The organism is Chitinophaga niastensis, assembly GCF_003014755.1.
GTDB lineage: Bacteria > Bacteroidota > Bacteroidia > Chitinophagales > Chitinophagaceae > Chitinophaga > Chitinophaga niastensis.
In genome coordinates this window covers 355,397-369,558 of the sequence record NZ_PYAW01000005.1, presented here as the reverse complement: position 1 = coordinate 369,558, position 14,162 = coordinate 355,397, and the positions used below count along the sequence as shown (strand labels likewise).

The window sequence follows — 14,162 nt, the reverse complement described above, 5'->3', positions numbered from 1 at the left end:
TGATTTAGTATTAATGTTTGCCTGCAGCTGCTCCGGCCACATTCACTGTATCTCCTGGTTTTGCTTTTTGTATGCCTTCTACTACTACCCTATCACCGGCATTGAGGCCGCTATTTACCAGCAGCATTGTATCGGTAACAGCCCCGGGAACAATGTCCTGCGGTTTCACCACATTATCTTTGGTAAGTGTATATACACTGGTTTCAGATAAATTTTGAATAATAGCTTTGGCGGGGATGGCTATCTGTGTAGCTGGTGTAGCATATTGCATTACAATGATGCAGCTCATACCTGATTTCAGCATATCTGTTTTATTCTGAAAAACGAGCCGTACCCGGACAGTACCGGTTTGTGCATCTACTATATTATTGATGGTAAAGATCTTCCCTTCTTCTCCATAACGTTCTCCGTTACCAAACTGAATAAAAAATTTCTGGTCTCCCTGACCCTTTTCTATTCTGATAAAATCCGGTAAACGGGCCTGTGGCACGTCAAAGTCTGCGAACATGGGATGTTCATTCACAATTGTATTAATGAGTGTTTGTCCGGCATTCACAATATCACCTACTTTGATTTGTACGATCCCGATTTTACCGGTAACGGGTGCACGTAAAATCGCATGGTTCACATCGGTACCCGCCTTTGCTACTGATGCTTTAGCTGCGGCCACATTGGCTTTGGCGGTTAACACTGCTGTATTGGCCTGATCTACTGTTTGTTTGGAAATGGCATCATGGTCCAGCAAACTCTTATACCTTTCATAGTCCCGTTGCTTTTGGGCCAGGTCTGCTTCTGCCTGCTGCTGCGTAGCGGCCACCTGTCCGTATGTAGCAGCGTAACGGCTTTTATCTATCTCATACAACGCTTGTCCTTTGCTGACGTTGCTTCCATCTTTCACTTTAATAGCTTCGAGATAGCCCGTCACATCTGAACGCACTGCTACAACATCATGTGCCGTCAGTACAGCAGGGAATTTCTCCAGTACAGTATAGGAAGTGGGTATTATTTCAGCAACTGTTACTGTAGCCTTCATTTTTCCCATCATGCCTGCATGTTGTTGCTTACTGTTGCCACAGGCCCCGCACAGTATTACACCTGCCACATAAAAGGTCCGCTTGTAATTTTTTAGATGCATATGAAAAATTAATTGCGAATTACGAATTACAATTTAAAGCGATTGCTTGACGCGGTTTACTAAAAGCTAACTGCTAAGCGCTAACTGCTCACCTATTTAATCTTGCCCATGGCTTTGTCCAGGTCTGTTTTACTGATCAGGGTATTCAACAGTGCCTGTACGTAAGTCACCTGTGCTTGTTTCAGATCACTTTCCGCAGCAGTAACATCCAAACTGGTAGCAACGCCCTGTCCAAATTTGAGCACAATACGGTCGTATATGCCCTGGGTGAGTTCCATATTTGTTTTCTGTGTTACAAACTGCGCTTTATAGTTCTGATACTGGGTATTGGCATTAGACACTTCGAGTTTGATTTGTTGCGACAGGTATCCCAGATCATTGTGTGATTTTTCTAAAGTAATCTTGTTCTCCCTGATTTGGTGTAACCTTTCGGTACCGGTGAAAATAGGCCAGGCCAGTGTAAGTCCTAATGCAGAAGCGCCGAAGCCGGTTTTATAAAGACTCCCGAATGTGGTAGAGAAATAGTTAAATCCATAATTCACATAAGCATTTAAAGATGGCAGATAAGCCATCTTTTTACTTTTTAAGCGCAGTTCATCCAGGGCAATCTGGGTAGACTGGATACTATATTCAACGCGGTCCTGCACCTGGTAGTCGATCGTATCTGTGACAAAAGATTCCGCATTCAGGTCCTTTACCGTTTGTGTCAGTTCCAGCTTACTTTCCTGGGGCATGCCCATCTGAAACTTTAATAACTGCACCGTATATACGAGTATCCTGATCTGATTTTCAATGTCTGTTACAATATTGTTATAGGATACCTGGATCCTGTCTACATCTACTCTTTCCGACACACCGGCGTCGTACCTGGATTTGGTGTCTGATAATGTTTTATTTAGCTGGGCCATATTGGATTTTGCCAGCCGGATATTCTCTTCACTGGCCAGTACTGCATAATAGGCTTTGCTGATAGCCACGCGGGTATCAATAGCTGTGCGGGTATAGGACTTTTGTGCCAGTCCACCGTATACCCTGGAGGCTTTTAATCCGAGGAAATAATCACTATTGAAGATGGCCTGGTTAACCGTACCCGTAACCGCAGATGCGAAGCGGGTACCAAATTGCACAGGGATCTTTTTATCATAGTTACCATTGGCAATATCCGGGATCAGGGAGGTGGCCAGTTTCAGATTATCTGTAAAACTCGCATTCACATCCGCATGTGGCAAGAGTTTACCAGTGGCTTCTTTGATTTGTTCCTGTGAAAAATTAATATCGAGCCGTGCATTTACAACATCGTGATGATGGGCCAATCCGTATTGTATGCAATCGGTCAGGTTAAAGGCATAAGATCCGGGCTGCGTTGTATCCACTTGCCCGTAAACTGCTGGTATTCCTGACAATAAAAGAAATGTAAATAGGATCTGACGACAACGCATACTTATTACTTTGAAAGTATATGATGATTGATAAGTACTTAACAACAAAGTGGTAAAAAGGTTGTGGTGAGCTTTTAGCTATTGGCGATTAGCAGTTAGCCCTTAGCGGATAAAACAGGATATTGATATGATATTATCCGCTAAGGGCTAACTGCTAATCGCTAAAAGCTAACTGCTTTTCGTATATTGCTTCAAAAGCTATCGTTTTTACTATGTCTATGTCTGTTATCAAGGAACCCAAACCGTTTCATCGTGAGTTTGAGCTGGAGCGATTAATTCTCTTCAGCGATGCGGTGTTCGCTATAGCCATTACTTTACTGATTATTGAAATCAAACTGCCACATATTCCTGAGAATACGCCTACCAGTGATTATCCTGCACTTTTCAAGCCACTCATGAACGAATTTTTTGCTTTCATGGTGAGCTTCATATTTATTGGGAATTTTTGGGCCCGGCACTTACAATTATGCCGCTTTCTTCAAAATTACAACGAAGGATTGATAAGACGTAATCTTTTCTTATTGTTTTTTATTGTGTGCTTTCCTTTTTCTACTTCTGCCTTGCTGCAAATGTCGGTGCATTTTATGCTGCCGCTGTTTATTTATCTGTGTAATATCACGGGCTGCCTGGCAGGACTGTTCTGGATCAGCTATTATATCTTCCAAAAAAATCCCGCTATTACTATTCCCGGGCATCATACCGAAAAAGAATTATTGTATCAGCGTTTTAAATATAACTTTCTCTCCATGGCTACCGGATTTACGTGTATTGCCCTGGTGTATTTCAAGTTCCCGGAAAACCTGATGTATCAACGTTTGAGTTATTTCAGTGTACCGGCCCTGATGCTATTCAACTATTTCCGTTTAAGAATTAAAAAACGTAATACCCTCCGTCTTGTACACAAAGGCGATAACAGCTGAAAAGGATGCCCATGTTAGAAGTAGATAAAAGAGAAGCCCAGTTACTTAATAAAGCCATCCATGTCTGGCAGCAGGAAAAGCTCATTAGTAAAGAGCAGGCAGATAATTTACATAAAAGTTACTCCATTAATAACACCGACTGGCAAACCATTACCCTTTACATTTTTATTGCAGCGATTTCCTGTGCGCTGATGGCCTTTGGCTCATTGGTGCTGGACGAAAAATGGATAGAGATCATCCGCAAAAAGTTTTCGCTGACCGATAGCGTGATTGCCCTGTTATTTGCGGGTCTCACTGTTTTTCTTTGCTACCAGGGCTGGCGGCGCAATAAACATCAGCCGTTATTTTCATTTAACCGGGAATTATTCTGGCTGCTGCCGGTTCTTAGTATAGGCGTGAGCGTTGTATACCTTGGCAAGAGTGTGAATTATCTGGAGGGCAACTATGGCGCTTTCTGGTTGCTGGCCACCTGTTGTTACGGCATATTGGGTGCTACCCTTCATTCCCGGCTGCTATGGCTTTCCATGCTGCTATGCCTGATACCTGCATACATAAAACTTACCTACTACCTTACAAATGATGCCTCCCTGTTCCTGGGCATGAACCTGCCCTGCCGTATGGCATTATTAGGTGCCGTGCTGGTGTTGCTGGCATGGGGACTGCGCTGGCTCCCCGTTCATCAAAAATGTTACCTGGAACGGTGGCTGGCTGTTGTTCATTATTTCCGGCTGGCTGATTTCTATTTTTGGTAACTGCGGCACCTGGCAGGAATGGCAGGACTTGCGGCAGGTACATTTGCTGCAATGGGTTATTTTCTACACGGCACAGTGCATCGGGATACTCTTGCTGGGTATCCGCATAAAAGATAATCTGCTGCGTGATCTCGGTGTTATTTTCCTCCTGCTGGACCTGTATACCCGTTACTTTGAATACCTGTGGGATCATACCAATAAAGGTATTTTCTTTGGTGTGCTTGCATTATCATTCTGGTGGGTAGGCCGGCTCATAGAGCAACGAAGAAAACAAGGGTAAAGGCCTTCTGCCTCCGTCTGTGGTAAAGGCAGAAGGCCTTCCTTTTATGCGGTAACCGCTTTTTTAATCGCTGCACCATACCTTCCTGTATCATTCAAACTCCATTCAAAATTACCGGCAATCCAGGCGCGTAAAATTGATACGTAACGCAGCAATTCAGCATCTGTTTCATCGCCCCGGAACGGCAGCAATTTTTCCAGGGTAGCAAAAATGGCTACTTCTTCATTATGCATGCGGGCAGCCTCATCTAAAGCCTGTTGCAGGGTAGATTGGTTGGCATGTTGTAATACCAGCACCAGGTTATGTACATCGCCCTGCTTGGATTCTTTACCAAAGGAAAACATGTCATTGGCCCAACATATAATATTGCTGGCAGCCAGTACCATTCGTTGCAGCAAAGCGTGTTGTAATAAAGATTCTGGCAGATAAATTTTTTCGATAATATCGATCAATATTACATCTGGTAAAACGGCACCGGTAAATAGCCGCATACGTATGTAATCATCTACACCAGGTACGATGCCGGCTTCACGATTTTCTGCTTCCCATATGCAACCGGAAAAATAATCTTCCATGCTGCGTATAAAGCGTAAACGCCAGGCGGGTGTGGCAATGGCCCGCATACGTTCCCACATATTGCTCAAAGCAGCTGGTATAGGGCCTGCTGTAGCAAGTGTCACCTGTTTGTTATTTTGCAGCACATCCATCAGTCCTGCCATAACGCTTCTCAGGTAATCAGATTTTTTACCGACTTCGGCCTCGTCGCAATGGTCATCGAGGATAAACAGCCATGCGTTAAAATCGGTTATCAGGTAGAGATCTTCTAAAGTAGCCTCCGGATAAGCTCTGGCTACCAGCCAGGCAAAACGGGCTTTCCCGAAACGGGCCAATGCTTTTTCTGTAGAGAGTAATCCGTAAGACTTTACCCAATCAGTAACATGCAAATGTGCTTCCTGCACACGTTGGTTAATACGGGAGGGAAAGGGATACCTGATCCGCGGAAATTGAATGCTAGTCATGTGTTTGAGGGTTTAATTGTTAACTATTCGGGTTATAAAATGACATAGGTGGTGCCGGGTTTATCCCGGCAAAAACATCGTTGGGCAGGCATGCGAAAATCCCGCCACACGAAGCAGCATAGCAGGTGTTGAAAATTGATTTTACTTACAACGCAAACCGGTTAACAGCAAAAAGTGGCATAGCTAAACTTTAAAAAAAACAGTCTTATGAATGGTCAATTATACTCCCGTTGTATTTACCCGTAAATCAAGATGCTGTAAAACTATTGGCAATGCGTAATGAAACCAGGAGGTGAATGTGCCTGGCTCTTTTTCCATTAATTCCAGTATGTGGTTGGCAGACAAATAGCGGTAGTCATTTACTTCGGCAGCATTGGGATAGATGATGCCATTATAGGTACCCAGCAACACGTGGTCAAATTCATGTTCGGTTAACCCGTTATCAAATTCCGTTCTATAGGTGAATGAAAAAATTTCGTGGAGATCACAATCAAAACCCATCTCTTCCTGCAAACGGCGATGGCCGGCTTCCAGGGTTGCTTCGCCGGGAAACGGGTGGCTACAGCAGGCATTCGTCCACAAACCAGCCGAATGATATTTGTCTAACGCACGTTGCTGTAATAACATTTCCCCGGCATCATTAATGATGAATACCGAGAAGGCACGATGCAACAAACCTTTATAGTGCGCAGCCATTTTTTCCATCGTACCAATAGCTTCGTCCGATTCGTTCACTAATATTACTTCAGATGGTTTCATAGTGTAACAAAGATATTTTAATTAACCATTTCTCAGACAGAAATAAGGATGAATAACGAAAAAACGCCTTCGCATACCGTCAATTATTGGTTGAATGGTTAACTATCTATCTTCAATGGTTACTGAAATAAATATACAATAATAACGGATAATTCTAAATTTAAATTGCCTGGTAACGGCATCATTAACTAAAACAATTTTTAGCATTTACCAGGTAAGCAATATCTGTTAACCGTATCTCTTTTAATATCTTTCCATTGTAAAACTGCTGCTGATTTTCAGGCGATGTCATAATAATTTGCTCATGAAATACCGCCGCAGTACTTAAAAAATATTTTTATTATCGATATGGTACTCTTCCCTGCTTTATCCGACATCCTTCTCCAGTGAGCTAATATACCTGTGCAGTACCGTTATGAAAATCATATCTGTTTAAGATAACCATATTATAGAAGAAGCCTGGCATCAACCAAATTAACAAAGTTACTGTAGACCGGACCCTGTAAATCAGCACTAAAAATCGAGTCCTTATTTAACCGTCATCAAACCATCTAAATTCTCATTATGAAACCCTTCTTTACATCAAAACCTGGCATCATTTGCCGGACAATGATGGCGTGTTGGTTATTCATTGGGTTGCTACCCAACAACCTCACAGCACAGGTAAGTCCGCCTGTGCCAGCCACCACCCAACAACACAACAAACAAGTAATCGGTTACATCACACAATGGGACGCCTGGAAAAATATAGCCGGCACCGTTCCCGCCGGAGGATATAACCAACTGAATGTAGATTACTCACAGTACACCATTCTCAATTTTTCTTTCTTCGGTGTAGCCGTAGACGGATCACTGCATAGCGGTGACTATCGTAACAAAAGCATTTACCAGGTGGGTGCTGTACAACAGCCTGCACCACTGGTTGATGAGGATATTTACAGTAGCTGGGATATGTACCTGCTGTACGGCGAACTGGATATTCTTTACTACGTTCCTGATGCCAGTTATGCTTACTCACTGGGCTATCGTAATGCCGGTAGTGGATGGAGCAACGTTAACACCGGTAAAACCGGCACCTTCCCTTTATCTGTTCCAAAGCAGGGCGGTGCCCCGGGTGTTATTGCCCTGGCTCATCAGAAAGGCGTGAAGGTACTTGCCTCTGTTGGAGGCTGGAGTATGTGCAAACATTATCCTGAAATGGCAGCCGATGCCACTAAGCGTGCAAAATTCATTGCCGGCTGCCAGGAACTGATCAGCCTGGGTTTTGATGGCATCGACTTCGACTGGGAATATCCTAATGATGCCGGAATGAATATTGAACATTACAGTGCAGCTGATTACGCAAATTTCGCAACACTGGTAGAACAATTACGGGCTGCTATTGGCACTACCAAACTGATCACTTCCTGCTTTGCTGCTTCCACCGCAAAACTGCCGGGCTTCGACTGGGCAAGGCTCAATAATTCCATGAATTATTTTAACATGATGACCTATGATTATAACGGTGGCTGGTCTAATAAAGCAGGACATAATGCGCCGTTGTACGACTATCCCGGGGAGGAATACAATGGCTTTTCCCTTGATGGTACTACCAAAGGTATCCGTGCGCTTGGTGTAAATATGAGCAAGGTAAATCTCGGGGCTCCGTTCTATGGCCGTGGTGTTATCACCAGCGGAGCCGCAGCCGTGAACGCCCCTACTGTTAAACGCGCAGAAACCGTGCAACCGGATGGTCCTATACAAACCTGTGCAGATTATACCAACTGGGCTAAAGATGTGTGGGATGGCACTCCTAACTATAGCTATATTACACAAAACACAGGAAGTGGTACCGGCTGGACAGATGCCTGGGATGATGTGGCGAAAGTACCTTACAAAACCAACGGCAGTTTTTTCCTTAGTTATGATAACGAACGATCTATTGCTGCCAAAGCACAGTATATCAAAGATAACAGTCTGGCCGGGGTAATTATCTGGCAGGTATTCGGGGATATGCTGAATATGACCGCCTCCACGCAGGCAAAGGGAAAACTGATCTATTGTCCCAACACCACTTCCCCACTGGTAAATAAGATCAACGAAGTATTTGCCAGTGGTACGCCCGGTAACATACCTCCTAAAGTAAATATCACTGCGCCGGCAAATAATGCATCTTATACAGCGCCCGCCAGTATTACCATTCAGGCAGCAGCCAGCGATACCGATGGTACCATCAGCCGGGTAGCTTTTTACAGAGATAATATCCTGCTTGCTACAGACAGCACCGCACCTTACAGTTATAACTGGACCAATGTAGCTGCCGGCAGTTATGCCATTACTGCAATAGCAACAGATAATAAGGGAGCCAGCACGACGTCTGCAGTAGTGAATATTACGGTAGGTACCGGTCAGGTAACAGACACCGGCAAAGTGATTGTGGGCTACTGGCAAAACTGGGGCCTTACTACAGATCCATCTCCGTATATCCGTTTACGTAATGTAAACCCCAAGTACAATGTCATTCAGGTTGCCTTTGCGATAAGCGGCACCGACAAGGCCACTATGAGCCTGGTGCCTGAAAATACCACCCCTGCAGAGTTTGCGGGCGACATACAATACCTTCAATCACAAAAGAAAAAAGTATTGCTCTCCATTGGTGGTGCAAACGGTACCCTGGATCTGACAACTACTGCACAAAAGCAGGCTTTTGTTACCTCCATGAAAGCATTGCTGGACCAATACAATTTTGATGGATTTGATTTAGATATAGAAGGAGGAACCAATCTGCAATTAAATACCGGTGATGCTGATTTCACCAATCCTACTACTCCCAGGGTAGTAAACCTGATAGCAGCAGTGAAAGAGATCATCGCCTATCGTAAAGGGCAGGGCAAAAATTGCTGGCTTACCATGGCGCCTGAAACCTACTATGTGCAAACGGCCTATGGCGCTGCCTATAGTCCGCTTGTAGGGGCTTACCTTCCGGTGATATATGGCTTGCGCACAGAGCTGACTTTCATACATCCGCAATATTATAACACCGGCTCAGTAATGGCGCTGGATAACGGTATTTACAACCAGGCAACTTCCGACTTCATCGTTTCCATGTCGGAAATGTTGCTGCAGGGATTCCCTGTATCCGGTACCGGCAAAACGTTCCCTGCATTACGGGAAGACCAGGTAGCCTTTGGTCTGCCAGCTTCTGCCAATGCAGCCGGCGGCGGTTACACCACCCCTTCGAATGTAAAAAAAGCATTGGACTACATCATAAAAGGGCAATCATACGGTGGCGCCTATACGTTGCGCAAAGCAGCAGGCTATCCCGGGTTAAGGGGCATCATGACCTGGTCCATCAACTGGGATAAAGCCAACGGTGATGAATTTGCCAATAACTACTATGGTTATTTCTTTGGTACCACACCGGTCAATAAGCCGCCAGTAGTAAACATTACCGCGCCGGCAAATAATGCCTCCTATACAGCACCCGCCACCATTACCATTCAGGCAGCAGCCAGTGATACTGATGGTGTAGTAACTCGTGTACAGTTTTATAATGGCAGCACTTTACTGGCAGCTGACAGCACCGCACCTTACAGCTTTACCTGGAACGGTGTAGCAGCGGGCACTTATAGTCTTACGGCTGTTGCTACAGATGATAAAGGCGCCAGTACTACTTCTTCCGTTATTACGGTAAAAGTAAATGGCATAGTACACAAACCACCGGTAGTAAACATTACTGCGCCTGCTAACAACGCCACTTTCACCGCACCGGCCACGGTAGCCATTACAGCTACAGCTACAGACAGTGCGGGCAATATCACAAAAGTAGAATTTTATAACGGCAGCACTTTACTGGCAACAGACAGTATTGCACCTTATAGCTATAGCTGGACCAACGTAGCAGCAGGCAGCTACAGCATTACAGCCAAAGCAACAGATAACAGTGGTGCGTCTGCCACCTCCACCGCAGTTAATATTACCGTAAATCCTTCCGGTGGTGGTGGTTGCGATGGTATTCCTGCATGGTCTGCTGCTACCGCTTATGTAGGCGGCAACCAGGTAGTATATGCCGGTAAGGTATATAAAGCCAGGTGGTGGACACAGAACAATCAGCCTGATCTCAATACAGGTGCAGGCCTGCCCTGGGAATATATAAAAGATTGTAGTGGTACGCCAGGCAATATACCACCGGTAGTGAATATCACTGCTCCGGCCAACAATGCCACTTTTGCAGCACCGGCAAATATTACCATACAAGCCACTGCCACCGATTCCGACGGCACTATAAAATCCGTTGCCTTTTATAACGGCACCACCCTGCTGGGTGTAGATAGTACAGCACCATACAGCATCACCTGGAGTAACGTAGCAGCAGGGACCTACACCCTCACTGCTAAAGCGACAGACAATGGCAATGCTACCACTACCTCTGCCGCAGTAACGGTTACGGTAACCGGCAGCGGTGGAAACACCTGCAATGGCATACCGGTATGGAGCAGCAGCAGCACTTATGTGGCGGGCAATCAGGCAGTATATAATGGCAAAGTATATAACGCCAAATGGTGGACACAGGGTGACCAGCCGGATATTAATACCGGTGACGGGAAACCCTGGGCATATGTAAAAGATTGCACAGGGGCGGCTGTTGCCAAATTAGCAGCCCTGAACACCGCACCAGGTACGCTGGTGGCCTATCCTAACCCTGTAGGTGGTAGTGACCTCCAGTTGAAAATAACCGGTGATCCCGGCAATAAACTGCTGATAGAAGTGATGAATCTGAAAGGGCATAACCCGGTGATACAGCAGATTTACATCGTATCAACCAAAGGTATACAGCAGGTCAGGGTTGATATGAGCAAAGTGCCTACCGGTACCTGGATCATTAAAGTAACGAATCAGCAAACAGGCAAAGTGAGCAGTACCAAGGTGATCAGGATACAATAAATAAGACCACGTATTATAATAACAAAGAGGTTCCGTTACCGGGACCTCTTTGTTATTTAATGCCGGCAATGGATTTTAGAGAATTAATTCCCGTTTTGTTTTTTATACCCGATTTTTGTAAAATTGGTAATAAGATAAACAATCATGGCAGAAGACTTACATATCATACGGGGCGATAAAGCAGCACAATACACTTCCCTGATTCCGCAGATCAAAGGATTACTGGAGGGAGAGCCTGACCTGGTGGCTAACCTGGCCAATGTAGCCGCTGCGTTGAAAGAGCAGTTTGGATGGTTTTGGGTAGGGTTTTACCTGGTGAAAGGAGATGAACTGGTGCTGGGCCCCTTTCAGGGACCGGTAGCGTGTACCCGTATCCGTAAGAACAGAGGTGTGTGCGGCAGCAGCTGGGCACAAGCTGCTACCCTGATTGTACCTGATGTAGCCGCATTTCCGGGACATATTGCGTGTAGCAGTTTGTCTAAATCAGAAATAGTGGTACCCCTGATTCGCGGGGGCGAAGTAAAAGCAATACTGGATGTAGATAGCGAGCAGTTATCGCATTTTGATGAAACAGATCAACAATTCCTGGAAGAAATCGTGGCACTGATTATGTTATAGTTCAGCGAATTTTTTATGCCATCACTTTATAGAGAAACCTGCTATGCTTTTTTTCCGTAAACGAAAAAATGAAGCAGCCTTGCCTGCGCAAGTGCTGGCCTTCATGGAAACTGATATCCATTCTCACCTGTTGCCAGGTATTGATGATGGTGTGCCAGACACCGCCACAGCAGTGTATTTCATTGAGCAGCTGCAGCTCATGGGTATTAAAAAAATTATTACCACACCACATATCATGATGGATCGTTATCCCAATTCTGCGATCACCATGGCCACGCCCTACCAGGAAGTACTGGATGCGCTGACAGCAAAAAATATTCCCATTCCATTATATCATGCGGCAGAATATTATATGGATGAACAGTTTGAAGCGCTTATGCAAAAGCCGTTACTGACGTTATCCGGCAATATGGTATTGGTGGAAATTTCTTTTATGTCGGCCCCTCCACAACTACACAAATGGTTATTTGATTTGCAGAGCGCCGGCTATCAGCCGGTATTGGCGCATCCGGAACGGTATGCTTATTTTCACTCAAACGCAGATGCTTACCGGCAGTTAAAGAATCAGGGCTGCCTGTTGCAGATAAATCTCTTATCACTTACCGGATATTACGGCAAACATATACAACAGGCCGCAGAAAAAATGTTGGACACACAAATGGCAGACCTTATCGGAACAGATCTGCATCATGAAAAGCACCTGCAGGCTATAGCCAATATTGCTACTAATAAAAAGCTGCGGAAAGTACTGGAGCATTATCCTTTCAGGAATAAGACTTTGTAACTCACCGGAGCAGTGTTACACTACCGGTTTGTTTTCGTCCCTGTTGTTTGCTATCTGTATATGTAAGCACCCAGGCGTAAACATCCATTGGCAACTGACGGCCTTTAAAATCCCCGTTCCACGCACCTTCCGGGTCAGTAGTCATAAAAACGATTTGCCCCCAGCGACTATAAACCGCCAGCCGGTAATCGTGTACATCGTCATTTACTTTAGCACGGAAAAGATCATTTTGTCCATCGCCATTTGGGCTAAAAGCAGTAGGTACAAATACGGCACATGCACGGATGTTCCGTATTATATCAGCGTTACCGTTTATGAAGCAATTATTAATATCCTTTATGCGAAAATGATAATTACCGGCATCCAAATTTTTCCAGGCATTATCTTCCTGCCAGATCCCGTCATTCAGGCTGTAGATATAGGGCTGCGTGCCACCGGTAATATCCAGCACAATTTTTCCGTCCGTTGTTGCTGTGCAGGTCACATCCCTGGTTTTTATCTTTTGCAGCTCCAGCGGATCAGGTTGTGCCAAAGTGTTACTGCTGCGGGCTTCACATTTCATCTGATCTTTTATAAGAAAAGCATAGGCCCCGGCTCTTAGTTCTTTAAACTCAGGATGATCCTGAAAATGTTGTCCTTCATCTTTACTATATCGGTAAGGAGGAATACCATTCTCCACTTTTACTTCAATGATACCGTTTTTGTCGCCGTAACAGGATGGCAAAGTGTTGATGGTGTGTACATTCATCGTATAGTCGTTCACATGTGCAACTGCTTTTGCGCTGGTACCGCTGACAGATGTTACCGTTACCTCATAGTCTCCCACCGGTAGCTGATCTATGGATGCCTGCGTAGCACCATTGTAGGTCCACAAATAAGTATATGGTGGTTTACCATGCGTTGCCTGCGCCATAATACTGCCGGTACTTCTACCCCGGCAGGCAGGCTGTATCTGAAAACTGATAGTTGGTATTGCTGCTAAGGAACCTGAAAGATTATCAATCAAACAGGAGGTATATCTGCTGGCACCACAGGTACCCGGTAAATAAGGCATTAATACAAGGTAGTTGTAATCCTTTGTTGGCCTGAGTATTACAGTGTAGCGTTTCCATTGTTCATGTGTAAAGGATCCGGAAGCCCATAGCAGTTCTTCTCTTGCAGTAGCACTATTGCTGCCATAAACAGCCATAGAGCCTCCACACATTTGCAGGGTATCATATTTTGCAGGAGCTGCCAGGTCGAAAGATAACTGGTAAGATGTGCCGGCTTTCATCGGTGAGATTAATTGCTGAGAAACACCTTCCATCCAGGCGGTTCCATAAATGGCGCCTACGTATGTTTTGCCTTGTGAAGGGAGTAATGTAATCCCGTAAAATCCAGGTTGTGTATCCGGTGATTGAAATGCGCGTATCCACGGAGATGGTACCGAACCCGCACGTGGCGGGCCTTCCATCGACGGGTTCTGAATCACAATATCCTGTGCCGTCAATGCTAAGGTTTTCATAAGAGACATGGTACACAACCCCAATGCCA

At 45.0% G+C, this 14,162-nt stretch carries 11 protein-coding genes; 6 read left to right on the top strand and 5 right to left on the bottom strand.

What is annotated here, in order from left to right:
* Positions 1-10: 10 nt before the first annotated feature.
* Together CLV51_RS22520 and CLV51_RS22515 are read right to left on the bottom strand one after the other, a co-directional pair.
* Positions 11-1,135 (bottom strand): efflux RND transporter periplasmic adaptor subunit, encoded by a 1,125-nt coding sequence (locus CLV51_RS22520; RefSeq protein ID WP_106530343.1) that lies wholly within the window; start codon positions 1,133-1,135, stop codon positions 11-13.
* 92 nt (positions 1,136-1,227) lie between these two features.
* Positions 1,228-2,538: a TolC family protein gene (locus CLV51_RS22515; protein ID WP_158267119.1), complete on the bottom strand. Its 1,311-nt coding sequence runs from the start codon at positions 2,536-2,538 to the stop codon at positions 1,228-1,230.
* Positions 2,539-2,786: 248 nt separating this feature from the next.
* Between CLV51_RS22515 and CLV51_RS22510 the strand changes: the two genes are divergently transcribed.
* Genes CLV51_RS22510 through CLV51_RS22500 form a run of 3 tightly spaced genes read left to right on the top strand, consistent with a single transcriptional unit; the run spans position 2,787 to position 4,526 of the window.
* A complete protein-coding gene (locus tag CLV51_RS22510) occupies positions 2,787-3,494 on the top strand; it encodes a TMEM175 family protein (protein WP_106530341.1) in 708 nt (235 codons plus the stop codon).
* An 11-nt stretch (positions 3,495-3,505) separates the two neighbouring features.
* Entirely contained in the window at positions 3,506-4,246 is a 741-nt protein-coding gene (locus CLV51_RS22505; protein WP_106530340.1) for a hypothetical protein, read from the top strand.
* Positions 4,206-4,526, top strand: coding sequence for a hypothetical protein (locus CLV51_RS22500; protein WP_106530339.1), 321 nt, complete (start codon positions 4,206-4,208; stop codon positions 4,524-4,526). Before CLV51_RS22505 ends, CLV51_RS22500 begins: the two co-directional genes overlap by 41 nt.
* 44 nt (positions 4,527-4,570) lie before the next feature.
* On the opposite strand, the gene CLV51_RS22495 is transcribed toward CLV51_RS22500, so the two are convergent.
* Both CLV51_RS22495 and idi read right to left on the bottom strand, forming a co-directional pair.
* Positions 4,571-5,545 carry a terpene synthase family protein gene (locus CLV51_RS22495; protein WP_106530338.1) on the bottom strand — a complete coding sequence of 325 codons (975 nt, stop codon included), beginning with the start codon at positions 5,543-5,545 and terminating at the stop codon, positions 4,571-4,573.
* Positions 5,546-5,764: 219 nt separating this feature from the next.
* Entirely contained in the window at positions 5,765-6,304 is a 540-nt protein-coding gene (gene idi, locus CLV51_RS22490; protein WP_106530337.1) for an isopentenyl-diphosphate Delta-isomerase, read from the bottom strand.
* Between the two features lie 564 nt (positions 6,305-6,868).
* On the opposite strand from idi, the gene CLV51_RS22485 reads away from it, so the two are divergent.
* The 3 genes from CLV51_RS22485 (at position 6,869) to CLV51_RS22475 (ending at position 12,629) form a co-directional block, all read left to right on the top strand.
* Positions 6,869-11,227, top strand: a complete 4,359-nt coding sequence (locus CLV51_RS22485) for an Ig-like domain-containing protein (protein WP_106530336.1) — start codon at positions 6,869-6,871, stop codon at positions 11,225-11,227.
* 144 nt (positions 11,228-11,371) lie between these two features.
* Positions 11,372-11,845, top strand: a complete 474-nt coding sequence (locus CLV51_RS22480) for a GAF domain-containing protein (protein ID WP_106530335.1) — start codon at positions 11,372-11,374, stop codon at positions 11,843-11,845.
* A gap of 43 nt (positions 11,846-11,888) precedes the next feature.
* Positions 11,889-12,629 (top strand): tyrosine-protein phosphatase, encoded by a 741-nt coding sequence (locus CLV51_RS22475; protein WP_106530334.1) that lies wholly within the window; start codon positions 11,889-11,891, stop codon positions 12,627-12,629.
* A 1-nt stretch (position 12,630) separates the two neighbouring features.
* On the opposite strand, the gene CLV51_RS22470 is transcribed toward CLV51_RS22475, so the two are convergent.
* Positions 12,631-14,133 (bottom strand): T9SS type B sorting domain-containing protein, encoded by a 1,503-nt coding sequence (locus CLV51_RS22470; protein WP_158267118.1) that lies wholly within the window; start codon positions 14,131-14,133, stop codon positions 12,631-12,633.
* Between the last annotated feature and the right edge of the window lie 29 nt (positions 14,134-14,162).